The organism is Rhizobium sp. BK112, from assembly GCF_014193215.1.
Taxonomy (GTDB): domain Bacteria; phylum Pseudomonadota; class Alphaproteobacteria; order Rhizobiales; family Rhizobiaceae; genus Rhizobium; species Rhizobium anhuiense.
Genome location: NZ_JACHYZ010000011.1, coordinates 227,305 through 248,786, shown reverse-complemented (window position 1 = coordinate 248,786; position 21,482 = coordinate 227,305). Strand labels below are relative to the sequence as shown.

The window sequence follows — 21,482 nt, the reverse complement described above, 5'->3', positions numbered from 1 at the left end:
GGGCATCACGCATGGCGTCACTTGTCGTCGATCGTCAGCTCCGTCTCGTCGGTGTTCAGCACGAAGACCGCAAGCAGGCGCGCCGGCTTTGTCTTGCTGGCGTTTTTGCTGACGCTGTGATGATCGCCGGGAAATTCGGGAAAGCTTTCGCCGGCCTTGTAGACTTTTTCCGGCCCGTCATTCACCTTGCTGGTGATCGCTCCTTCGAGAACGGTGGCATAGATGAAGGCCGAAGCCGGATGCGTATGGCCGGGCGAGGAGCCGCCTGGCCCATATTCGACAAGCACCGCCCGCACGCTCTTGCCGGGAACATTGGGGAGCTTCTGGTCGTAAACGACGCTTACCTTCGCGTCGCCGCCTGCCGCGTGAGCCTGAGTGCCTGTGGTAAGGACAACGGCGAGCGCCGCCGCCGAGATCATTTTGGTGAGCATGTCTGGTCTCCTACGTTGATGGGAATGGGTCGGACGCCCGGTATCAGGCGCTCTTTTTCTGGGCCGGCTGACGGCTGAGCCAGTCGTCGAAGCGGATCCGGCCGAGCCGCGCCTTGGGGCCGGTCACGAGCGAATTGTCCTCGAGCTCCACGCCGAAGTAGCGGGCGTGCGGATCGGCGATCACCTGGCGCGGATCGTTCGTCGCCTTGAACAGACGCGTTACGATGTCGGTAAGGCGGATTTTCTCCGGCCCGCCGATTTCGATCGTGCCGTTGACAGGCGGGGCGAGCGCCACCTCGGCCATGACGTCGGCGACGTCGTCAGAGGCGATCGGCTGCAGATAGGCCGGCGACAGATGCGCCGCCTGGCCGACGGTGTTCGACTGAGCGATGCCAGCCATGAATTCATGGAACTGTGTGGAGTGCACGATGGTGTAGGGTAGCCCGGAGCTCTTGATCAGCTCTTCCTGGGCCATCTTGGCGCGCATATAGCCGCTGCCCTGCAGCCGTTCCATGCCGACGATCGACAGAGCGATGTGATGCTTCACGCCGGCAGCAGCCCCCGCCTTGAGCAGGTTGCGGCCCGAGGTCTGGAAGAATTCCAGAACGGCCTTGTCCTCGAAGGAGGGTGAATTTGCGAGATCGAGCACCACCTGTGCGCCTGCGAGCGCTTCCGTCAGGCCTTTGCCGGTGATCGTGTCGACGCCCGAATTCGGCGAAGCCGCCAACACCTCGTGCCCTTTGTTGCGCAATCTTTCCACGGTCTTCGAGCCGATCAGGCCGGTGCCGCCGATAACGACGATTTTCATGGGTAGTCTCCTTGTCCTTGGTGAGGATAATCCTCTGGTGACTTGAAGGTGAGCAGGCAGCTGCTCGGCGTGCCCACCGCGTCCTCGATGAGCGAAGCGACTTCGTCGGCGCCGTCGCACGCAAGATCTCCGGTGCGGCCGGTAAACCGATGGATTGGAGAATGCGCCTGATCGCAGTCCCAAACCATTCTCCCTCGGTCGCTGTCACCCTATGCGAACGCAGTAGGGCAGCTGGCTCTGCGGTCCATGCATCCGGCCGAAATGGAGGAACGTGTCACGTCGACAGGCATCGGCCGAACTTACCGTCGGGGCAGCTAGCCGACCTGGAGGGCAAGGCGTATTCACTGGCCTGCAAACCTTGGCTTGCACCATCAATCCTCTCACGATGGAGACAAGAATGATCAAGCGTCTGAACTTCATGGCTTATAGAAATAGCGGCATCGATGGTCTCGTGGCGGTTGAAGCCTGGATTGCCAAGAGCTTCGATCCGAAGTTGCTCGAGCTCGTCAAAGTGCGCGTGTCCCAAATGAACGGATGCGCTCACTGCCTGCATATGCACCGCCAAGACGCGCTGAAGCTCGGCGAAACGGACGACCGGCTGCTGCTTCTGAACGCCTGGCGGGAGTCGCAGCTCTTCACCACTCGGGAGCGGGCCGCGCTCGTCTGGGCCGAGGCTCTCACCGAGATCACCAAAAGCCATGCGCCGGATGATATTTATGAAGAGGCGCACGCCAACTTCTCGGATGACGAGTTTCTGGCGCTTTCGATCGGCGTCGCGATGATCAATGCCTGGAATAGGCTGGCGATCGGCTTCCGGCTTCAGCATCCGGCGGATCACAAACGCGCCGCCGCCTGATAGCAGCTGAACGACGAATGAGCCGGGCGAAAGACTTCGTCCGGCTATTTGACTGGTTTCTTTCCAGCTCGCCGGGATCTGCCGGAATAAAGTGATGGATCAGCGTTCGACGGGCAATCGCAGCGTCACGACCGTGCCTCGGCCTGGCTCGCTTTCCAGATGGAGATTTCCCCGTGCTTCCTGGGCGAAGCGTTTGACCATCGGCAGGCCGAAGCCTCCAAGCCCCGATGCTTTCGTCGTGAAGAAAGGATCGGTCGCCCGGTGCAGCACATCTTCTGTCATCCCGAGACCGTTGTCCGAAATCCGCAATTCAATCCCGGCGCCTTCGCCTTCGCCGTCGATGGCGGCGGCTGCGATCGAAATCACACCGCCATCCGGCATGGCGTCGCGCGCGTTGAGCAGCAGGTTCATGATGGCGCTTTGCAACCCCACGCGGCTGCATCTGAGCATGGGAAGTGTCTCGCTCGCATATATCTCGAACGCGATATCACGGTCCCAGGTGGCTCTCGCCAGGGCTTCGATTTCCATCAGGCAAGCCCGGATGTCGATTGGCTCGGCCGCGGCATTGCCGTCACTCGCAAGGCGCATCGTCTGCTGAACGAGCGTTCCCGCCCGCTGAAGCGAGATCCTGGCACTGGCGAAGACCGGCACCAGGGTCGAGCCCATCTCGATGTCGGGACTGCGCGACATCATGTTCAGCGCGGAGGTGGCGACCTGGATCAGGTTACCCAAGTCGTGGACGATGCCGAGTATCGCATCCGCAGGATTTGCATTGAGGGAGATCGCTTCCGGTCGCGTGTGAGAAAAGTAAGCTTCACCGGCGAGGATATTCGTATCTGAATCCGACATGCTTTTGCTCCTCATCCGCTCCATCGACAGACATGTCGTTCCCGAGCAGATGGAGGCTATGATACGAGCCGGGCTGTAGTCGATTGGTTCAAGGGTGAGGGCAGGCAATACCGTCGTATGGTCTCGCGCCGGACGCTGTTGCCCCTTGGGTTCAGGAAAGCTCGACAGCCTCAAACATGGCAGTCAGTCCGATGCCGCCGCCAATACCGATCATCGCAAGCCCGGTCGCGCCTGTCATCAAGGTTCCCCCGGTGTCGCGGATCATCTGGCTGTATAGACGGGTCACGAGGACGGCGCCGGAGGCCCCGAATGGATGGCCCAAGGCAATGGCGCCGCCGCTCCTGTTGACCGCGTCGGCCGGGATTTCGAGCTGATCCAGCGACGCCAGAACCTGGGCCGCGAAGGCCTCGTTGAATTCGATGGCATCGATGCCCGCGAGCAAGAGCCCGGGCTGACGCTGCATGAGTTTCCTGGTCGAGGCGACCGGCCCGATGCCGAGCAGATTGGGATCCACACCGGCAGCGGCACTGTCGATGAAGGCCAGGCCCTCGTCGATGCCCATGCTTCTTGCCATTCCGCGGCTCATCACAAGCACCAGGCAGGCGCCGTCGTTCAGCGGACAGGCATTGCCTGCCGTCACCGAACCATCCGGCAGGAAGACTGGCCGGAGGTTTGCAAGCGCCTCAGGAGATGTCGCGGCGCGGGGGCACTCGTCCCGTTCTATCAGGCCGTGGCTGGTGGAAATTTCAACGATCTCGGGTCGAAAGATGCCCGCCTCGGCCGCCTGCACGGCGAGCCGGTGGCTGCGCAGGGCGAATTCATCCTGTCGCTGGCGCGATATGCCGAACTGACGTGCGACGTTTTCGGCGGCAATTCCCATTTCCGGGTCGCCGATCGTTTCAGGCGAAAACCGGGCGCGGCCGTAAAAGCGCGGCAGCGCCCCATTCGCCTTTGGTCTTTCGACGCGCCATGGCGCGGTGCTGACGCTCTCCACGCCGCCGGCCAGAAAACACGAGCCCGCTTTCGCCTGGATCAGCCGGGCTGCCATGATGATCGCTTCCAGGCCCGAGCCGCATTGCCGGTCGATCGTCATACCCGGAACCACCATGGGCAGGCCGGCGGTGAGGGCTGCCAGCCGCGCGATGTTTCCGCCGCCGCCTGCGGCATTGCCGACCAGCACGTCGTCTATGGTTTCGGGCGCAATTCCCGTTTCGGCAACAATGCGACGGATGATCGGCGCAAGCAGGTCTTCCGCCGCGACGGTCGCAAGCGATCCGAAAGCCCGGCCGATCGGGGTGCGGTAAGCGGCAACCACGACCGGCTGCCAATCATCGTCAGGCTGATAGGCGTAAGACAAGATCGCCTCCAGAAACCACTGATGTCTCCACTTGCCCCCTCGAGATCTTGCCGCTGCTCGTCATCGGCCAGGTTCCGATATGGTAGAATTGCTTGGGGATCTTGTACCTGGCGAGCTCTCGCGCGCAATGATCGGCCAGGATTTTCGCGTCCTTCATCTCTCCCGAGACGACAGCAATGATCCGCTGACCCAGATAGGCGTCCGGTAGCGCGAAGACAACGGCATCTTCGACCCCTGGGCAGGCTTTCAACGCGCTCTCGACTTCGGCAGGATAAACGTTGTTGCCGCCTGATATCATCATGCCGCCCGCCCGGCCGATCACCCGCAACATGCCGTTTGCATCGAGTTCGCCGAGATCTCCGACCGTCGCTCCGGCTTCCGTGACCCGGAACGCCTGACCGTCGTCGCCCCAGAGATAGCCATCGGCGATCAGGTCGCTTCTGACGAAAATGGTGCCCGGCACGTCGCTCCCGACGTCGTTTTCATTCGGATCACGAATGGAGATTTCGACGCCGGGATAGGCTTGTCCAACCCGGTCGATCGGAAAATCGACTGCGCCGCCAACGAGGGTCGAGACCGTCATGAAGCCGATCTCGGAGGCGCCGTAATATTCGCGAATGCGCGCCTTCGGAAAGAGGCGGCGCATGGAGTCGACGCCGTTCACATCGAGTTTTGCGCCGGCGGTCAGCACGTCGCGCAGCGATGTCAAAGCGGGCTCCGTCGACCAGGCCCGAGCGATGCCCGCTATATGCGTCGGCACGGCAACCATCCGTTCTATCTGCGCGGAAGAGAGAATACGCGCGACCGTGCCGGGTTCCCATTTCCTGACCGAATGGAAGGTCGCCCCGGCATCCAAGGCTTCGACCAGGGCGTAAAGCGCCAGCCCATGCGCGAGGGCTCCCGGGCACATGGTGGAGGGTGCGTCTTCCAGTTGGAAAACGACGCGCCCCCGGTCGAGGCTTCGGCGCCACTGCTCGCGTGAGCGATAATAGGCTTTCGGCTCGGCGGTGGTGCCCGAGGTAAAACCGATCAGGAAGATTCCGTCGGTATCGACAGGCAGGTCGTCTCCCGTCGCGGCGAGGTCGAAGGGCTCCGCACTGGCCGTGATCACCGGTATGCCGAACCTGCGGCCGATTTCGGCGCTTGGGCCTGCAGCATCGTCGACAACAAGCACGTCCGGCGCCAGGCGCTCGACAATGCGTTCGATCCTTTCCGGCGGCATCATCGGATCGATCACCGCGCAAGCAGTCGGGAAGGCGGTAGCAGCTGCAAAATATTCGGCAAAGCCGATATGGTTGCCGAGGCTGAGAGCGGCAAGCTTGTCCACACCGGGTAGATCGAGCATGCGGCGGTTCGAGCGGGGGAGCTTCTGGAGAAACCGATAGATTGCCTTGGCGCGGGAATAAAGCTCGCCGTAGCTCAGGGAATGCCCGTCAATCACCAGCGCCGGCTTGTCCGGTGTCTCCGTTACATGTCGAAGAAGCTGCGCATGGATCGGCATAAATACCCACTGGGCTTGATTGATCGGCGACTAACCCAGAGACAAAGCGGTTTTGGTCGCGTCCGGTATTGGTGTCGGGCGGCTGTCGGAAAGACTGACGCATACCCAGACGAGGCAAGCCGATGCGCAATGGGCGCCGTCGCGCTGGCGAAAGAGTTCGATTGCAAATGAGAGGCTCGATCGCCCGATTTTCTCGATGCTGACCTTCGCTTCGACGACGTCATCGACGTCGATCGGGTTGTGGAAGGTGATCTCCGCCTTCTTCACGTGATAGGCAACGCCGGAGGAGGTATGGCGGAAATGGCTGAGAATTTGCCGGTGCCGCAGGAACTCGACGACCGCATCCTCGCAATAATCGAGATAGACGGAGTTGTGGACATGGCCATAAATGTCGATGTCTCGCATCGAGACCCGGAAGGATGCTAAAGGCCTGTCGTCAACACTCATTCGATCACCCAAATTCGAAGGCGTGATCTAACCGGGAGTGTGTGGGGGATGCAATGCAATATCAGGCGGTCGTGCGAAAATTCGGGCCGGCTCAGGAGGTCGTTGAGCTCGAGCGGGTAGCACTGGCGCCGCTGCGGCGCGACCAGGTCCGGGTGCGCCTGCTGGCGCGGTCGATCAATCCCTCCGATATCATCACCATCTCAGGCGCTTATGCCGGGCGCACGACCTTGCCCTTCATTCCGGGCTTCGAGGCGTTCGGGGTGGTCGAACAGTGCGGCGAGGAGGTTCATGGGCTTTCACCGGGAACACGCGTGCTGCCGGTTCGCAGCGCCGGCGGATGGCAGGAGTTCAAGGATACCGATTCCGGCTGGTGCCTTCGCGTTCCGGATGAGCTCACCGACTTCGAGGCGGCGACCAGCTACGTCAACCCGATGACGGCCTGGCTGATGCTGCACAATAAGATCGGGCTGAGATCCGGCATGCGCATCGCCATCAATGCCGCCGCCTCTTCGATCGGATCGGTATTGATCGGGCTCGCCAATGCCGCGGGCGTGGAGCCGGTGGCAATCGTTCGCAGCGAAGCCTCGCTCTCGCGCCTGCGCGGCCGCCTCGAGACGGTCATCGTCGACAGGGCGGACAGCGACCTCGCTGCCGGTCTCACCGGTCGACACGGGCTCGACGCGGTGCTCGATTGCGTCGGCGGCGCGCGCGCCTCCCTCCTCGCCGATGCGCTGAGGCCGGGCGGGCATTTCGTGCATTACGGCCTGCTTTCGGGCCAGAGCATCCCAGCTTCCTTCTGGGCCTCCCATCCCGATATCGTCTTTTCCTATTGTCATCTGCGGGAATGGGTCCATTCCGAAGCGATGAGCGAGGTCCAGCGCGCCTATTCCGAGATCGCTGCGCAGATCGCCTCGAAGGTCATCGCGACCGAGGTGCGGGAGGTGTTTCCTCTGGAAAAGGTCGGCCAGGCGCTGCAATCCGCCCTTCCGTTCCGGACCGGCGGAAAGGTTCTGCTCGCCTGACAGGATTTCCCCGCTAAGGGGTTTCGTATCGCTGCCGCGCGCTCTTGATTGCCGTGCGGTTCTGCTCAGCCCATCCGATCAGGGCTTTCATGGGGATGAGAAAGGATTGCCCCAGCTCCGTCAGCTCATATTCCACGCGCGGCGGCACCTCCGGATAGACGGTGCGCCTGATGAAGCCGTCCTGCTCCAGATGCCTCAACGTCTTGGAGAGCATCTGTTTCGAGATGTCCCCGATCTCACGCAGCAGCTGGTTGAAACGCTTCTTCTCGTCTTCCAACGCCTCGAGGGTGAGCAGGCTCCATTGATCGCCGATACGATCGAGCACGCCTCTGATCGGGCATCCCGCCCCAGGCCGCTGTTTCGGCTCGTCCGTTTCCCTGGGCATGCTGCCTCCTCGGTCACTATCGGCTGACCTTGCCACCAAAACCTGCCTCCTTGCTCGACATGTCGAGGTTTCATAGACCAGTTCTCATAGTCTGCTTTCTAGACCAGATCGCCGATCCATACCAAGGAGCTTGATACATGACACTCGGGAAATTGCTTTTCGCACTCGTCATTCTGGCGGGCGTCGCCGCGCCGGCCGGCGCTTTTGCTGAATCGGCCTCGCGGGATTTGAAGGTCGAGGAAGCCAACCGGAAGCTGGTGGTGGAGTTCTACGACCGCTTCTTCAACAAGCACGATCTGGAAGCCGCCTCGGTCGTCGCCGACGACTACCGGCAGCACAATCCGCAGGTTCCCGACGGCAAGAAACCTTTGATTTCCTTCTTCTTCGGCTTTTTCAAGGACAATGCCCAATCGAAGGCGGAGATCGTCCGCAGCGCCGCCGATGGCGATCTCGTCTGGCTGCATGTGCATGCGACGAACGGCGCCGACGACCGCGGCCAGGCCATCGTCGATATTTTCCGCGTCAAGGACAGCAAGATCGTCGAGCACTGGGACGTGATCCAGGCGGTTCCGAGCGAGGCTGCCAACAAGAACACGATGTTCTGAATTCTAGGGGGCCGGCTTGCGGCCGGCCCCGTCATTGGCGCCACGCGCCTGGTTCAGCCGTTTCATTGCTGCCGATTTCCGCTGCGCTGCTGGGTCAACATTCGCCAATGGCCTGACGCCCATACGCCAAGATAACTGGCACCATCAATCGATTCCGATCAATCAATCCGCGGACGCTCCGATTTCGGCGTCGCCAGTCCGTGTTTGGCGAGTTCCAGTGTCAGGATACGTGTTTCGAGAAGGTTGAAGATGCGCAGCACCGCCTCGATCGCATCGAAGGGCTTCGTCAGAAAATCCTTCGCACCGAGCGAAAGCGCCCGTCTGCGCGTCGGCAGGGTCGCATCCGCAGTGAGCACCAGGATCGGCAGATAGCTGTTTTCGGGAATGAGCCTCGCAAAGGTCTCCAGCAGGGCGAAGCCGTCGAGATCGGGCATCATCAGATCGAGAAGAACGAGATCGACAGGATGTTCGCGGAAAAGCCGCAAGGCCTCGCGCGGTTCGGTGGTGCTGATCAGCGCGGTAAAGCCTTCGCGCTTGAGGATGCGCTCCAGCAGCGAGACATTGGCGGGCTCGTCGTCGACGATCAGGATCGTCGATCCTCGCACGATATCGGTGGAATCTGTCATGGACCCAATATTTCGTTGAAGCGATGCCGAACTGATATCAAGCGGCGCGGCCAAATCAAAGGCGATGCCATTAAGGTGGGCTTCGCATCGCAGCCTGCCTTGCCTCTACCGACGCCGGCACGCGCGGCAGATCGATATGGAACGTGGCGCCGCCTTCCCGGTTGCTGAAGCCGAGCGTTCCGCCCATGGCATCCGTCAGATGTTTCGACAGCGCCAGTCCGAGACCGGTTCCCTCCTGGCTGATCCGTTCGGCTCCCAGCCGATCGAACGGGGTGAACAGCCGGGAGACCCGTTCGGCCGGAATGCCGGGGCCGGTATCGCTGACCTCGATGCGGATATAGCCGCCATCCATCGCGCGGTGGCTGACGGTTACGCTTCCCTGGGGACGATTGTATTTCACCGCATTGGAGAGAAGGTTGAGGAACACCTGCAGCAGCCGCCGTCGGTCGGCGAGCACCGAAAGATCCGGCTCGGCCGGCTCGACGACCTCGATCGTGATCTGCTGCTTGCCGCAGAGCGGTCTTGCAAGCGACACGGCTTCGTCGATCACCTCGGCGACGGACTGTGCTTCGACCGCGAGATCCATGCGCCCGGCCTCGATCCTCGCCATGTCGAGAACCTCGTCGATCAGGCTGAGCAAATGTCGGCCGGCCCTCAAGATCTGCGCGACGCTCTCTTTGGACTCGGTATCGGTGACGTCCATTTCCAGAAGCTGCGCGAAACCGAGCACGGAGTTCAGCGGCGTGCGCAGCTCGTGGCTCATGCGCGACAGGAATTCGCTCTTGGCATTGCTCGCGCGGATCGCATCCTCGCGGGCGGCAAGCAGGGCCTCTTCGATTTGCTTGCGCTCGGTAATGTCACGCGTGATCTTGGAAAAGCCACGCAACCGGCCCGCCTCGTCATGGAGTGCGGTCACGACGACGTGCGACCAGAATTGTGACCCGTCCTTGCGCACGCGCCAGCCTTCCGCTTCGGTGCGCCCATGACGGGTCGCTTTGGCAAGCTCTTCTGCCGGAAAACTATCTCTGGTTTCGGTGGGATAGAAGCGGGAAAAATGCTGACCGACGATCTCCTCGGCGCCATAACCGGTGATCCGCTCGGCGCCGGCATTCCAGCTCACCACCCGCCCTGTCGTATCGAGCCCGAAGATGCCGTAGTCGCTGACGCCTTCGACCAGTTGCCGGAAGCGCTCCTCGCTCTCGGTCAGATCGGCCTCGCGTCTTTTCAGAAGGACGCTCGCATCTTCGAGCGCCTGTCCGAGGCTCCCCAGTTCATCGCGGAAGGGGTCCGCCACCGTCACGACCTCGCCTTGCGACAGCCGATGCGCCTCGGCTTTCAGCGCATGCACACGGCGCACGATGCTTGCCGAAAACAGGAAGACGGCGACGAGCGCGCCGGCAAAACCAAGAAAGCCGGCGGCGATCATCAGGCTTCGCGACAGAGTGCGAACCCGGTCCGCGGCCTCGGTTCTCGAGTGAAGCAGATCCGCCTCCCGCCGGCTCATCGCGTCGATCTCCTGTCTCAGCTCATCGAGGACCTGCTTGCCCTCGATGAGCTTGGCCGCAAGGTCCTCGCGTCCGCCGGCGCGCAGGGTATCGGCCTGTTTCAGGAGTTGGAGACGGTCGACTTTCGCGTCGACCAGGGCGCGGATGCGGTCGAGGCGCATCTTTTGCTCCCCATCCCGCAATCGGCCGCCGACCTCGTCGAGCACGACGGGCAGCCTATCCTCGGCGCGGTCGAAAGGATCGAGAAAATCACTTCTGCCGGTCAGCAGATAACCGCGCATCGCGGTGGCGGCTTCGGCGATCGAGGCGTGGATCTCCTGAATGCCCGATTGGATCTCCAGCGTCACCCGCACCTGATCCTCGGCAATCCGGCTTTGCCGGTCGGCCACGAAGACCGAGGCCAGCGCCGCCAGCAGCAGCGCCAGCGGCACCGTGATGATGACGATGCCCTTTGCTCTGAGCGGAAGGTCGGCGAAACGCAACGCCCGCCGGCGCGTAGCGGTCATGGCTGCTCTTCCCGGGATGTTGCGACGAGCCCGCCGCGCACGGCCATGACCGCGGCCTGCGTCCGGTCCCCGGCATCCAGCTTGCCGATGATGCGCTCGACGTGGATCTTCACGGTGCCGGGCGAGATCTTCAGCGCCCTGGCGATTTCCTTGTTGGTCAGGCCCTCGGCCACTTTCGCCAGGACTTCGCGCTCCCGGATCGTCAGCGTCTCCAAAGCGCTGCTGTTGGTCTGCGGCTTGGTGGCGGCGCGGCGCAGCAGCTTGGCGACGAGCGGACCGTCGAAGAAGGCGTCCCCCTGAAGGACACACCGGATCGTGCGGAGAATGTCTTCCCGGCTGGCATCCTTGAGCAGGTAACCTGTGGCGCCGGCTTCGATCGCCGCTTCCAGGTAGTCGAGGCTGTCATGCATCGTGATGATCATGACGCGTGTGCCGGGCGACACGCGCCGGATCTCCCTCGTCGCGGCAAGGCCGTCCATACGCGGCATGCGGATGTCGAGGAGTGCCAGATCCGGCTTGTGCTGAGCTGCTGCTTCCACCGCTTCGACGCCGTCGCGTACATCCCAGGCGACATGGAAATCATCCTGGCCGCCGATCATGGCGATAAGGCCGGCGCGGGCGATGTCGTGATCGTCGGCGACAAGGATCGATGCCGTCATGCTGATGGCGTCCCCTGCGCAAGGGGGGCAGCGGCGTGGACATGCGTGCCGCCCGAAGACCCGGCTCCGATCTCGATCCGGCCGCCGAGCAGCGCCAGCCGTTCACGCATGCCGACGATGCCGAGCCGCCCGCCCCGCATCTGGGGATGGCGCAACGCGCCGATGCCTTTGCCATCGTCGATCACTTCGAGATGCGCTTCGCCCTTATCGTCCTCGAAGAGACGCACGACCAAGCGGCTCGCCTCGGCGTGCTTGATCACATTGGTGATCGCTTCCTGCGCGACGCGGTAGAAGATGATCCCGGTCGATGTCGGCCAGCGGTCGGAGGCGGCATCGAGGTCGGCGATCACTTCGAGACCGTCGATCGCATCGAGACGCGTGCGCAGCGCCGCGGCGACACCGAGATCATCGAGTTCGGGCGGGCGAAGATCGGCGATAGCAGCCCTCAGATCGGCAACGGAATGGCGCGCCAATGCAGCGAGCTGGTCGATCTCCGGCTTCAGGGCATGCGCTTCGCCGATGCGGGCCGCAAGGTCCTGCAGGCGGTAGCTGAGGCCGGTGGCCAGCTGCGCCGAGCCGTCGTGAAGATCGAGCGCCACCCGCTGCCGCTCCTGTTCCTGCGCCTGGATCAGTTGGGCGACGAGGGCGGCGAGTTCACTTCGCTGCCGCTGGAGATCGCCGAGAAGCGCCTGATTTTCCGCTGCCTGCCGATTGAGATTGTAGGCGTCGGCGAGCTGCCCGGCCGCCACCTCCAATGTCTGCCGGTCATCGGCATCGATGGCGCGCGCCTTCGACGAGCCGACAATCGTCAAACAGAGATCGGAGCCGTCCTGCGAGGCAAACAGGATGGTGTCGCTTTCCGGGCTCGTCGACTTGCCCACCGTCAGCTGCACGGGCGCCTCTCCCTGCAATGAGGGGAACACGAGCCTGGCGAGCGATCCTCCCGCGAAGTCGGCAAGCCGGGACAGAACGTCCCGGGCAGCCGTTTCGAATGCCGCGGCATCGAGCAGGTTCTGCACTTCGATGATGAAACGCAGACGCGCCGCCCGCGCTTCCGCGGCCCGGTAAAGGGCTCGCAGTTCCGCAACGTTTGGCGAATGCGTCGGACTTGTATCGTGCTCCATGCCCAACAGGACTGCTCCGAAGATGAATGACGCCGGCACGATAGTCATTCCGGCGGGAATGTCATCTATGCCGTTCGGCAGATCGGATCGAAGCCATCCGGCAGATGAGGCGGCAGCACAGGATACTTAAATTGCTGGTCATGCGGTCGACCGATGCGATGTCCGCCGGAGCCGCCACATAGGAAAGTCAAAATGCGTACCATCATTGCTGCCGCTCTCGTTCTCGGTTTCGTTCAGGTCCAGTCGGCCGCGGCGGCTGCCGAAACCGCAGCCTGTGCGCCGACAAGCGAGGCGGAAATCGCCAAGCTCTTCGATCGCTGGAATACCTCGCTTGCGACGCTGAGCCCTCAGGAGGTCGCTAAGAACTACAGCGAAGATTCCGTGCTTCTCGCGACGCTGTCGAACAAACCTCGCCTGACCCAGGCCGAACGGATCGATTATTTCGAACACTTCCTGGCGAATGAGCCCAAGGGCCATGTCGACAGTCGCGACATCAAGATCGGTTGCAACTGGGCCGTCGACCTCGGCACCTACACCTTCACCATGAAGGACGGCTCGAAGGTTCCCGCCCGCTACACCTATACCTATGAGTTCAAGGACGGGAACTGGCTGATCACCTCGCACCACTCCTCGATGATGCCGGAGAAGTAAGGCCTCATGGCCTGCCGGTCATCTCCCCCACAGCTGTGAGATCGGCCCGACGCACCAGTTTCCCCAAAACAATTGGCATCGCAGTGCGACGAAACGGCGGAGGGTGGCCACGGCACGCCCTCTCCTTATTCCTTGCAAAGCCTGAGTAATCCGCGCCCGAAGCTTTGACGGCTAAGCGGGATCGGGAGTAGCATCCACGCGGCAGCGGCAAGGTGGTCAAAGCGGCCGGCGGTGGAGATGCAATGATGAAACACAGGCCTTTCCTCCTGACGTTCGCGGCGCTCGCATTTTGTTCCGCATGGCCGATTTCTGACGCCTTCGCTGCTGCGCAGCCTATCTTCTGGAGCGCTTTACGGCCGGCCGATCAGCCCAAGGCGACGGTGCCGCTGTCGGGTAAGCCGGTGAGCGGTCCGCAGGGCGAAACACTCGCCTGGCACGGCGAGGAACATCCGATCGAATTGACGGGCTTCGTTCTGCCGATCGACCAGGATGGCGATCTTGTCTACGAATTCATGCTGGTGCCTTGGGCCGGAGCCTGCAGCCACATGCCTTCCCCTCCGCCCAACCAACTGGTTCGGGTCGTTCCGCAAGCGCCTTTGCACCTTACAAGAATGTACGAGACCGTCACCGTGACGGGTGCCCTGCAGCCCGGCCTGGATGAGGCGCAATTCTTCATGATCGACGGTAACCGCGTCCTCACCTACGGTTACAGCATGAGCTATGCCCAGGTAGCGACGGCGACGGCCACGACCGATCCCGATCTGCTGTCACTCTCGCCTTTCGGCATTCTGCCTCGCTAAAACGCACATGTGGCGCCACCCCGCGTCTGCGCGGTGAATGACTCCAATCAAAGCAAGGACGTCTCGCGCGCCTAAGGACTTGGGCGCAGTGGATCTCCGTGACATCACTCGGGTCGAGCCCGAGCACAGAGATGAGGGAGAAGAAGGGCTGCAGTGGAAGCGCAAACCGACCCAAAAAAGAAATGCCTGGGCGCAGCCGAAACTGCGCCCGGGCAAAATGCTACCGATCAGACGAGGTCGAAGCGGTCGGCATTCATGACCTTGGTCCAAGCGGCGACGAAGTCCCCGACGAACTTCCCCTTGGCGTCGGCCTGGCCGTAGACTTCGGCGAAGGCGCGAAGCTGCGAGTGCGAGCCGAAGATCAGGTCGACGCGGGTGCCGGTCCACTTGGCAGCGCCGGTCTTGCGGTCGCGGCCTTCATAGACGCCTTCCTTGCCGGCGAGGGGAACCCACTGCGTGCCCATGTCGAGCAGGTTGACGAAGAAGTCGTTCGTCAGCGTCTCGGGACGCGAGGTGAAGACGCCGTGCTCGGGGCTGCCTGCCTTCAGGACGCGCAGACCGCCGACGAGGACGGTCATCTCAGGTCCGGTCAGCGTCAGGAGCTGGGCGCGGTCGACGAGTGCTTCTTCCGGCTTCATGAACTGATGGCGCTTGTCGTTCACGTAGTTGCGGAAGCCGTCGATACGCGGCTCGAGCGCTGCGAAGGAATGCGCGTCGGTCTGGGCTTCGGAGGCATCCATGCGGCCCGGCGTGAAGGGCACGCTGACGGCGTTGCCGCCGGCCGCTGCCGCCTTCTCGACACCTGCTGCACCGGCGAGAACGATCAGGTCGGCGAGCGAGATCTTCTTAGCCCCGGTCTGGGCGGCGTTGAAGTCCTTCTGGATGCCTTCGAGAACGCCGAGCACCTTGGCGAGCTGCGCCGGCTGGTTGGCGTCCCAGTCCTTCTGCGGGGCAAGGCGGATGCGCGCGCCATTGGCGCCGCCGCGCTTGTCGGAGCCGCGGAAGGTCGAGGCTGACGCCCAGGCGGTCGAGACCAGTTCCTGCACGGTGAGGCCGGTGGCGAGAACCTTTTCCTTGAGGTCGGCAATGTCCTTGTCGTCGACGAGCGGATGGTCGACGGCCGGGATCACATCCTGCCAGATCAGGTCTTCGGCCGGAACTTCCGGGCCGAGATAGCGTACCTTCGGTCCCATGTCGCGATGGGTCAGCTTGAACCAGGCGCGGGCGAAAGCGTCGGCAAACTGGTCTGGATTCTCGAGGAAGCGGCGCGAGATCTTCTCGTAGGCCGGATCGAAACGCAGTGCCAGATCGCTCGTCAGCATGGTCGGCAGGTGCCTCTTCGAGGCGTCGTAGGCATCCGGAATGGAGGCTTCGGCGTTCTTGGCCTGCCACTGCTTCGCGCCGGCCGGGCTCGTCGTCAGTTCCCATTCGAAGGCGAAGAGGTTTTCGAAGAAGTAGTTACTCCACTTGGTTGGCGTCTGCGACCAGGTGACCTCGAGGCCGGCGGTGATGGCATCCTTGCCGACACCGGTGCCGAACGAGCTCTTCCAGCCGAGGCCCTGATCCTCGATCGCGCCGCCTTCCGGCTCGGGGCCGATCAGGGACGGGTCGCCGGCGCCATGCGTCTTGCCGAAGGTGTGGCCGCCGGCGATCAGCGCCACGGTCTCTTCGTCGTTCATCGCCATGCGGGCAAAGGTTTCGCGGATGTCGCGGGCGGAAGACAGCGGATCGGAATTGCCGCCCGGGCCTTCGGGGTTGACATAGATGAGGCCCATCTGCACGGCGCCGAGCGGTTCGGCCAGCTCGCGCTCGCCACTGTAGCGTTCGTCGCCGAGCCAGGTGCCTTCAGGACCCCAGTAGAGTTCTTCCGGCTCCCAGACGTCGGCGCGGCCGCCGGCGAAACCGAAGGTCTTGAAGCCCATGGATTCGAGCGCGACGTTGCCGGTGAGGATCAGAAGGTCGGCCCAGGAGATGCGGTTGCCGTATTTCTGCTTGATCGGCCAGAGCAGGCGGCGGGCCTTGTCGAGGTTGGCATTATCAGGCCAGCTGTTGAGCGGCGCGAAACGCTGCTGGCCCTGGCCGGCGCCACCGCGGCCGTCGGTGATGCGGTAGGTGCCCGCGCTGTGCCAGGCCATGCGGATGAAAAGACCGCCGTAGTGACCGAAATCAGCCGGCCACCAGTCCTGCGAATCCGTCATCAGTGCTTGAAGATCCTTCTTCAGGCCGTCGAGATCGAGCTTCTTGAACTCTTCGGCATAATCGAAGGCCTGGCCCAACGGATCGGCGCGGCCGGAATTGTGATGAAGAATCTGAACATTCAGCTGGTTCGGCCACCAGTCACGATTCGTCCTGGCAGTCGGAGCCTTATGCGTATGTGCAACAGGACATTTGCCTGCGCTGTCAGTGGGGTTGTCCATAATCGTCTCCTTCATTGCTTGATTTGTCTGCCCGTCGAAAAAGATGAGCCGAGCCGGCGCCCGCTCTCTCCCCTGCAGTCTTCATATCGGAAGCGTTTAATAATTTTAAGTTGGATTTACTGATCGTTGCGATAAGCTGAGCTTATGAAGAATCTTACCCTGAAACAGCTGCGTTATTTTGAAGCCCTGGCAAGGGATGGCCGCTTCCGACGTGCTGCCGACGCCTGTGCCATCTCCCAGCCTGCGCTCTCAATGCAGATCAAAGAACTTGAGCAAGAGTTGGGCAACGAGCTCTTCGAGCGCAGTGCGCGCGAGGTGAAGCTCACTCCGTTCGGCCAGACCTTCGCGCTAAGGGTCCGCGATATCCTACGCGCTGTGGACGAACTGGGGGAGCTGGCGCGCGCCTCGCGCAATTCCTTCCTGACGCGCCTGCGCATCGGCATCATACCGACGATCGCACCTTATCTGCTGCCTGTCATCATCAACGACCTGAACAGGACCTTCGCCGGCATCCAGATCGAGGTGCGCGAGACGCAGACGGCGAAGCTGGTTCAGGAACTGGCACAGGGTCAGCTGGATATGGCGATCGTTGCGCTGCCGGTGTCGGAACCCTCCCTCACGGAACTCGAGCTCTTCAAGGAAGAGTTCGTGCTGGTCAGGCGACATGAGGACGAGGGCAAACCGGTGCCGGAACGCGAGGCGCTGCGCGAAATGCGGTTGCTGCTGCTCGAGGAAGGCCACTGTTTCCGCGATCAGGCCCTGTCTTTCTGCAAGATAGGGCCGGCTCGGCCCCGCGAAGTCATGGAAGGCAGTTCGCTCTCCACTCTGGTGCAGATGGTCAGCGCCGGCATCGGCATCACCTTGATTCCGGAGATGGCCGTTCCGGTGGAAACACGCTCGGCGCGTGTGTCGATTTCCCGATTCCCGTCTCCGCAGCCGTCGCGCACGATCGGCATGGTCTGGCGCAATTCGACACCGATGGCCAAACAGCTGCTGCAGGTTTCCGAGGCGGTCCGCCGGTCGGCCGAGACGATGCGCCAACAGTCTATCGTCCGGTGATGGGCCGGGCGGCTCGCTTCAGGGCCGCCGCTTGAATGTATGCTCGGCTGCCGGAAACTGTCGCGACCGGACCTCGTCCGCATAAGCAGCGGCGGCCGCCGCGATCCTCTTGCCCAGTTCGTCGTAGCGCTTGACGAAACGCGGGGTGAAATCGTTGAAGAGCCCGAGAATGTCGTCGGAGACCAGAACCTGGCCGTCGCAGGCCGAAGAGGCGCCGATACCGATGCTCGGTATGTGCATGGCGGCCGTTACCTCGCGGGCGAGCGGCTCCACCGTGCCCTCGATGACGACGGCAAAGGCGCCCGAGCCGCCGATGGCGTGTGCGTCGCGCCGGATCTTCGACGTCTCGTGTTCGGAATGGCCGACGGAACGATAGCCACCTGCGGTCTGGACCTGCTGCGGCATCAGACCGATATGCCCCATGACCGGGACCCCTCGCTTCGTCAGAAAGGCGATGGTCTCAGCCATCTCCTCGCCGCCCTCCAGCTTGACGGCATCGCAGCCGGTTTCCTGCAGGATTCGGACGGCATTGCGGAAGGCGACCTCCTTCGATTCCTGATAACTGCCGAACGGCATGTCGACGACGACGCAGGCCTTGCCGACGCCGCGCATCACCGCCTTGCCGTGCGCGATCATCATGTCGAGCGTGACGCCGATGGTGGTCTCCATGCCGTAGAGCACCATGCCGAGTGAATCCCCGACCAGCAGGAGATCGCAATGCTCATCGAGCAGCCGCGCCATCGGCGTCGTATAGGCGGTCAGGCAGACGATCGGCTTGCCGCCCTTCATCGCCAAGATTCGGGCTGGCGTAAGGCGCTTCTGAATTCCGGCGGCGCTCATCTGGCCACTCCCTTTCCCGGCAAGCTCCGCCCGCCGATAATGCGGTTGCCCCCGGCGACCCTGTTGCCCCCGGCAATCCTGTTGTCACCGATAACCCTGTTGTCGAGAAGCCGTGTCGAGCCGACCCGAACGAAGAGTGCGATGACGACGGGTTCCGCAATCGACGTGACCGGCTGCAGTGTCGAGGCATCCCTGACGGCGACGACCTCCGGCTTTGCCAGAGGCTCGCGATTGAGAAACGCCGTGAGCTTGGCCTCGAGCTTCCCCGGATCGGTAAGGCCGCCGGCGACCAGACGCTCCGCCTCGTCGAGGGTCTGAGGAACGATTACGGCGGCACGCCGCTCCGCTGCGCTGAGATAGACGTTGCGCGACGACAAGGCGAGGCCGTCGGCGTCCCTGACCGTCGGCACCGATATTACCCGCACCGGCACGGCCAGATCGTCCACCATGCGCTTGATGATGACGACTTGCTGGTAATCCTTCTCTCCGAAATAGGCGGTCTGCGGCTGCACGATGTTGAAAAGCTTGCAGACGACAGTGGCGACGCCGGCAAAATGCCCGGGGCGTACCGCCCCCTCGAGTTCGCAGCCGAGATCGGGAACGTCGACGACAGTCAGCATCGGGCGGGGATACATGTCCTCGACGCCAGGCGAAAAGAGGAAATTGACGCCGGCCTGTTTCAGCATGGCGGCATCGCGTTCCAGATCGCGCGGATATTTGCTGAGGTCTTCCGCCGGGGCGAACTGCAGTGGATTGACGAAAATCGAGACGACGACGATGTCGTTCTCAGCGCGCGCACGCGCGACGAGCTCCATATGACCGGCATGGAGATAGCCCATCGTCGGAACGAGGCCGACGGTTCGCCCCTGCCGCTTCAGTGCATCGAGCGTGTGGCGCAGCTCGTCAATACTCGAGAAAACCCGCATATATCCTCCCCGCGGCCGGTCACTCCATCTTGGGCGCGGATATGAAGTGTAATCGATGTGACAGGTCAATGCATATTTCTCGATAAAAACGATTAGATGCAACGGCAGCCGATGACACCAGGCGATATCGACCCCGGAAACGCCATTTCACCACACGGGCTCCCATACCGCTCCTCACCGGCTTGCAGTGGAACCGACGATGTGCGACTTCCGTTACTCGCCCTGTCCGTCAAGATACCATCACAGTCGGTCGCTATGGACGTTACATGGAGGACGCATGGACAAGCCCTGGAAGATCAGCCGCGGACCGATTGCGGCAACCGAGCTCGACGTGGAGAAGGCAAACGCGATCAACATGCTGTTGATCCGGCCGGTCGGCGTCCTTCCGGCCAAGTCGGGAGATGCGATCCGTCCCTTTGCCGTCGGTCTTTTCAACGAGTTCCGTCCGCTCCTGAAGCCCGATGCCGGCGTCACGACCCTGCGGCGGGCGACCGCGGCCTATGTCCACTGCCGGCGCTACTATTTCGCCAGCGCCCAGCCCGATTCCATGCGCCATGGCCTTGACGGCGAACCCGTCGAGCCACTGTCGCCCGAAGACCGGCTGGTCGCGCAAAAACGTTTCCTGAGTCTCAAACAGATCACCGGCAAAGCCGACGCGCCAGAGCAGGCAGCACCGGTTCCCGCTCCCCTGTTGAGCAAAAGCGAACAGATCCGCGCGGCCCTCCTCGGCAAAAGGAACGTCGTCAGCTAAAGCACCCCATATCTGGCTGCAGTCATTGCGCGTTCTTGCGCAAGGCGATTCTACGAGATCGATAGAACAGTATCGTATTCCGCGGCGAATAATATCTGTGTGCGGCCGGCGGCTGTGGTTTCCTCCACCATCGCGGCGTTCTGCCGGGTTACCGAATTGGGCAGGGCGCAGGCCAACACGCGGACCTATCGCGACGCAGCTTGAGCGCATTCGGGGTCGGGGGCGCGGAAAACGCGCCCCCGACCGAAGCCCGGCCGAAGGGGAGGGGCAATCGGCCGGGTCAGTTCAGCGCGGCTTCGCCTGACGTGATCCGCTGTTCGTCTGCGGCGAACAAGTGAACCGCATCGTGGATCGGCGCAATCCTCAGCACCTCGCCGGGTGCCGCCCTGATCCGTTCCCGGAAGACGCAGGTCAGCGTCTGCGTTCCCAGCCGGACGATGACCAGCGTCTCAGAACCCGTAGGCTCGACGACCACCGTCGTGACCTCGATCCCGCCGGGGTCCAACTGGATATGCTCGGGACGAATGCCGTAGGTCACGGCTGCGGGCGGACGTCGCTCGCTCGGCAGCAGCAGGCCGTCGGCAGTTCGAAACCCGTCTTCCGTCATCTTGCCCGCGATGAAATTCATCGCCGGGGAGCCGATGAACCCGGCAACGAAAAGATTGTTCGGACGATCGTACAATTCCAGCGGAGAGCCTGACTGCTCGATCAGCCCATCCTTCATGACGACGATCTTGTCGGCCATGGTCATGGCTTCGATCTGATCGTGGGTGACATAGATGGTCGTCGTCTGCAGCCGTTGATGCAGCTCCTTGATCTCCGAGCGCATCTGCACCCTGAGTTTGGCGTCGAGGTTCGACAAAGGCTCGTCGAACAGGAAGACGGCCGGATCCCGCACGATTGCCCGCCCCATCGCCACCCGCTGCCTCTGGCCGCCGGACAGCTGTTTCGGATATCTTTCCAGAAGGCTCTCGAGACCGAGGATCTTGGCGGCATTGCCGACCCGCTGTTCGATCTCCGTCCTTGGCATTCGTTTCAGCCGCAACGAAAAGCCCATGTTCTTCGCGACGGTCATGTGCGGGTAGAGCGCGTAATTCTGGAACACCATGGCGATATCCCGATCCTTGGGCGCAAGCTCGTTGACGATATGCTTGCCGATCTGAATCTGCCCTGAAGTGATGCCCTCGAGACCTGCGATCATTCGCAGAAGCGTGGATTTGCCGCAGCCCGAGGGGCCGACCAGCACGACGAACTCGCCGTCGCCGATGTCGACCGATACGCCTTTGATGGCTTTGAACGCACCGTAGTCCTTGCGCGCATTGTTGACCGAAACATGGGCCATAACAGTCCTCCAGAA

22 protein-coding genes are annotated in these 21,482 nt (G+C 62.4%); 7 read left to right on the top strand and 15 right to left on the bottom strand.

The annotated features are described in order from the left end of the window. Positions 1–17: 17 nt before the first annotated feature. Both FHT75_RS27265 and FHT75_RS27260 read right to left on the bottom strand, forming a co-directional pair. Positions 18–431 carry a cupin domain-containing protein gene (locus FHT75_RS27265; RefSeq protein WP_063474020.1) on the bottom strand — a complete coding sequence of 138 codons (414 nt, stop codon included), beginning with the start codon at positions 429–431 and terminating at the stop codon, positions 18–20. Positions 432–474: 43 nt separating this feature from the next. Further along, positions 475–1,239, bottom strand: a complete 765-nt coding sequence (locus FHT75_RS27260; RefSeq protein WP_063474021.1) for an SDR family oxidoreductase — start codon at positions 1,237–1,239, stop codon at positions 475–477. Between the two features lie 397 nt (positions 1,240–1,636). Here FHT75_RS27260 and FHT75_RS27255 point away from each other — a divergent pair, with 397 nt between their 5' ends. After that, positions 1,637–2,095 (top strand): carboxymuconolactone decarboxylase family protein, encoded by a 459-nt coding sequence (locus tag FHT75_RS27255; RefSeq protein WP_047616642.1) that lies wholly within the window; start codon positions 1,637–1,639, stop codon positions 2,093–2,095. Positions 2,096–2,194: 99 nt separating this feature from the next. On the opposite strand, the gene FHT75_RS27250 is transcribed toward FHT75_RS27255, so the two are convergent. From FHT75_RS27250 to FHT75_RS27235, 4 genes are all read right to left on the bottom strand, one after another. Beyond that, entirely contained in the window at positions 2,195–2,944 is a 750-nt protein-coding gene (locus FHT75_RS27250) for a sensor histidine kinase (RefSeq protein WP_063474022.1), read from the bottom strand. A gap of 151 nt (positions 2,945–3,095) precedes the next feature. Beyond that, positions 3,096–4,301 (bottom strand): thiolase family protein, encoded by a 1,206-nt coding sequence (locus FHT75_RS27245; protein WP_063474023.1) that lies wholly within the window; start codon positions 4,299–4,301, stop codon positions 3,096–3,098. Next, positions 4,279–5,802 carry a class I adenylate-forming enzyme family protein gene (locus tag FHT75_RS27240; RefSeq protein WP_063474024.1) on the bottom strand — a complete coding sequence of 508 codons (1,524 nt, stop codon included), beginning with the start codon at positions 5,800–5,802 and terminating at the stop codon, positions 4,279–4,281. The genes FHT75_RS27245 and FHT75_RS27240 overlap by 23 nt, the downstream gene beginning before the upstream one ends. 30 nt (positions 5,803–5,832) lie before the next feature. Then, positions 5,833–6,249, bottom strand: coding sequence for an acyl-CoA thioesterase (locus FHT75_RS27235; protein WP_047616650.1), 417 nt, complete (start codon positions 6,247–6,249; stop codon positions 5,833–5,835). Between the two features lie 53 nt (positions 6,250–6,302). Between FHT75_RS27235 and FHT75_RS27230 the strand changes: the two genes are divergently transcribed. Beyond that, entirely contained in the window at positions 6,303–7,271 is a 969-nt protein-coding gene (locus FHT75_RS27230; protein WP_063474025.1) for a zinc-dependent alcohol dehydrogenase family protein, read from the top strand. A gap of 13 nt (positions 7,272–7,284) precedes the next feature. Here the strand turns inward: FHT75_RS27230 and FHT75_RS27225 are convergent, their stop codons facing one another. After that, positions 7,285–7,656 carry a winged helix-turn-helix transcriptional regulator gene (locus FHT75_RS27225; RefSeq protein WP_063474026.1) on the bottom strand — a complete coding sequence of 124 codons (372 nt, stop codon included), beginning with the start codon at positions 7,654–7,656 and terminating at the stop codon, positions 7,285–7,287. 137 nt (positions 7,657–7,793) lie between these two features. Here FHT75_RS27225 and FHT75_RS27220 point away from each other — a divergent pair, with 137 nt between their 5' ends. Further along, positions 7,794–8,261: a nuclear transport factor 2 family protein gene (locus tag FHT75_RS27220; RefSeq protein ID WP_183845262.1), complete on the top strand. Its 468-nt coding sequence runs from the start codon at positions 7,794–7,796 to the stop codon at positions 8,259–8,261. Positions 8,262–8,419: 158 nt separating this feature from the next. Here FHT75_RS27220 and FHT75_RS27215 read toward each other — a convergent pair whose 3' ends face one another. From FHT75_RS27215 to FHT75_RS27200, 4 genes are all read right to left on the bottom strand, one after another. Next, entirely contained in the window at positions 8,420–8,887 is a 468-nt protein-coding gene (locus tag FHT75_RS27215) for a response regulator (protein ID WP_047616656.1), read from the bottom strand. Between the two features lie 70 nt (positions 8,888–8,957). Then, complete coding sequence (locus FHT75_RS27210; protein ID WP_063474028.1) at positions 8,958–10,898, bottom strand: ATP-binding protein; 1,941 nt, start codon at positions 10,896–10,898, stop codon at positions 8,958–8,960. Beyond that, positions 10,895–11,557, bottom strand: a complete 663-nt coding sequence (locus FHT75_RS27205; protein WP_063474029.1) for a response regulator — start codon at positions 11,555–11,557, stop codon at positions 10,895–10,897. Before FHT75_RS27205 ends, FHT75_RS27210 begins: the two co-directional genes overlap by 4 nt. After that, positions 11,554–12,729 (bottom strand): sensor histidine kinase, encoded by a 1,176-nt coding sequence (locus FHT75_RS27200; protein ID WP_245294546.1) that lies wholly within the window; start codon positions 12,727–12,729, stop codon positions 11,554–11,556. Before FHT75_RS27200 ends, FHT75_RS27205 begins: the two co-directional genes overlap by 4 nt. A gap of 144 nt (positions 12,730–12,873) precedes the next feature. Here FHT75_RS27200 and FHT75_RS27195 point away from each other — a divergent pair, with 144 nt between their 5' ends. Both FHT75_RS27195 and FHT75_RS27190 read left to right on the top strand, forming a co-directional pair. After that, the gene (locus FHT75_RS27195) at positions 12,874–13,332 is read left to right on the top strand and encodes an SgcJ/EcaC family oxidoreductase (protein WP_063474031.1); all 459 of its coding nucleotides are present in this window, start codon (positions 12,874–12,876) and stop codon (positions 13,330–13,332) included. Positions 13,333–13,574: 242 nt separating this feature from the next. Beyond that, positions 13,575–14,132 (top strand): DUF3299 domain-containing protein, encoded by a 558-nt coding sequence (locus FHT75_RS27190; protein WP_063474032.1) that lies wholly within the window; start codon positions 13,575–13,577, stop codon positions 14,130–14,132. Between the two features lie 227 nt (positions 14,133–14,359). Here FHT75_RS27190 and katG read toward each other — a convergent pair whose 3' ends face one another. Next, positions 14,360–16,549 (bottom strand): catalase/peroxidase HPI, encoded by a 2,190-nt coding sequence (katG, locus tag FHT75_RS27185; RefSeq protein WP_063474033.1) that lies wholly within the window; start codon positions 16,547–16,549, stop codon positions 14,360–14,362. Positions 16,550–16,693: 144 nt separating this feature from the next. On the opposite strand from katG, the gene FHT75_RS27180 reads away from it, so the two are divergent. After that, on the top strand, positions 16,694–17,608 hold the full coding sequence (locus FHT75_RS27180; RefSeq protein WP_063474034.1) for a hydrogen peroxide-inducible genes activator: 915 nt from the start codon (positions 16,694–16,696) through the stop codon (positions 17,606–17,608). 18 nt (positions 17,609–17,626) lie between these two features. On the opposite strand, the gene panB is transcribed toward FHT75_RS27180, so the two are convergent. Continuing rightward, positions 17,627–18,448 carry a 3-methyl-2-oxobutanoate hydroxymethyltransferase gene (gene panB / locus FHT75_RS27175; RefSeq protein WP_047616670.1) on the bottom strand — a complete coding sequence of 274 codons (822 nt, stop codon included), beginning with the start codon at positions 18,446–18,448 and terminating at the stop codon, positions 17,627–17,629. Next, on the bottom strand, positions 18,445–19,374 hold the full coding sequence (gene panC / locus FHT75_RS27170; RefSeq protein ID WP_063474035.1) for a pantoate--beta-alanine ligase: 930 nt from the start codon (positions 19,372–19,374) through the stop codon (positions 18,445–18,447). The genes panB and panC overlap by 4 nt, the downstream gene beginning before the upstream one ends. A 277-nt stretch (positions 19,375–19,651) precedes the next feature. Between panC and FHT75_RS27165 the strand changes: the two genes are divergently transcribed. Beyond that, positions 19,652–20,125: a ProQ/FINO family protein gene (locus FHT75_RS27165; protein WP_063474036.1), complete on the top strand. Its 474-nt coding sequence runs from the start codon at positions 19,652–19,654 to the stop codon at positions 20,123–20,125. Positions 20,126–20,405: 280 nt separating this feature from the next. On the opposite strand, the gene FHT75_RS27160 is transcribed toward FHT75_RS27165, so the two are convergent. Next, positions 20,406–21,467 (bottom strand): ABC transporter ATP-binding protein, encoded by a 1,062-nt coding sequence (locus FHT75_RS27160; protein ID WP_063474037.1) that lies wholly within the window; start codon positions 21,465–21,467, stop codon positions 20,406–20,408. Positions 21,468–21,482: the final 15 nt, after the last annotated feature.

What these genes read in the sequence shown, in the direction of transcription:
- FHT75_RS27265 (WP_063474020.1), bottom strand. Translation starts at nt 431, where the DNA reads ATGCTCACCAAAATGATCTCGGCGGCGGCGCTCGCCGTTGTCCTTACC.
- FHT75_RS27260 (WP_063474021.1), bottom strand. Translation starts at nt 1,239, where the DNA reads ATGAAAATCGTCGTTATCGGCGGCACCGGCCTGATCGGCTCGAAGACC.
- FHT75_RS27255 (WP_047616642.1), top strand. Translation starts at nt 1,637, where the DNA reads ATGATCAAGCGTCTGAACTTCATGGCTTATAGAAATAGCGGCATCGAT.
- FHT75_RS27250 (WP_063474022.1), bottom strand. Translation starts at nt 2,944, where the DNA reads ATGTCGGATTCAGATACGAATATCCTCGCCGGTGAAGCTTACTTTTCT.
- FHT75_RS27240 (WP_063474024.1), bottom strand. Translation starts at nt 5,802, where the DNA reads ATGCCGATCCATGCGCAGCTTCTTCGACATGTAACGGAGACACCGGAC.
- FHT75_RS27235 (WP_047616650.1), bottom strand. Translation starts at nt 6,249, where the DNA reads ATGAGTGTTGACGACAGGCCTTTAGCATCCTTCCGGGTCTCGATGCGA.
- FHT75_RS27230 (WP_063474025.1), top strand. Translation starts at nt 6,303, where the DNA reads ATGCAATATCAGGCGGTCGTGCGAAAATTCGGGCCGGCTCAGGAGGTC.
- FHT75_RS27225 (WP_063474026.1), bottom strand. Translation starts at nt 7,656, where the DNA reads ATGCCCAGGGAAACGGACGAGCCGAAACAGCGGCCTGGGGCGGGATGC.
- FHT75_RS27220 (WP_183845262.1), top strand. Translation starts at nt 7,794, where the DNA reads ATGACACTCGGGAAATTGCTTTTCGCACTCGTCATTCTGGCGGGCGTC.
- FHT75_RS27215 (WP_047616656.1), bottom strand. Translation starts at nt 8,887, where the DNA reads ATGACAGATTCCACCGATATCGTGCGAGGATCGACGATCCTGATCGTC.
- FHT75_RS27210 (WP_063474028.1), bottom strand. Translation starts at nt 10,898, where the DNA reads ATGACCGCTACGCGCCGGCGGGCGTTGCGTTTCGCCGACCTTCCGCTC.
- FHT75_RS27205 (WP_063474029.1), bottom strand. Translation starts at nt 11,557, where the DNA reads ATGACGGCATCGATCCTTGTCGCCGACGATCACGACATCGCCCGCGCC.
- FHT75_RS27200 (WP_245294546.1), bottom strand. Translation starts at nt 12,729, where the DNA reads ATGACTATCGTGCCGGCGTCATTCATCTTCGGAGCAGTCCTGTTGGGC.
- FHT75_RS27195 (WP_063474031.1), top strand. Translation starts at nt 12,874, where the DNA reads ATGCGTACCATCATTGCTGCCGCTCTCGTTCTCGGTTTCGTTCAGGTC.
- FHT75_RS27190 (WP_063474032.1), top strand. Translation starts at nt 13,575, where the DNA reads ATGATGAAACACAGGCCTTTCCTCCTGACGTTCGCGGCGCTCGCATTT.
- katG (WP_063474033.1), bottom strand. Translation starts at nt 16,549, where the DNA reads ATGGACAACCCCACTGACAGCGCAGGCAAATGTCCTGTTGCACATACG.
- FHT75_RS27180 (WP_063474034.1), top strand. Translation starts at nt 16,694, where the DNA reads ATGAAGAATCTTACCCTGAAACAGCTGCGTTATTTTGAAGCCCTGGCA.
- panB (WP_047616670.1), bottom strand. Translation starts at nt 18,448, where the DNA reads ATGAGCGCCGCCGGAATTCAGAAGCGCCTTACGCCAGCCCGAATCTTG.
- panC (WP_063474035.1), bottom strand. Translation starts at nt 19,374, where the DNA reads ATGCGGGTTTTCTCGAGTATTGACGAGCTGCGCCACACGCTCGATGCA.
- FHT75_RS27165 (WP_063474036.1), top strand. Translation starts at nt 19,652, where the DNA reads ATGGACAAGCCCTGGAAGATCAGCCGCGGACCGATTGCGGCAACCGAG.
- FHT75_RS27160 (WP_063474037.1), bottom strand. Translation starts at nt 21,467, where the DNA reads ATGGCCCATGTTTCGGTCAACAATGCGCGCAAGGACTACGGTGCGTTC.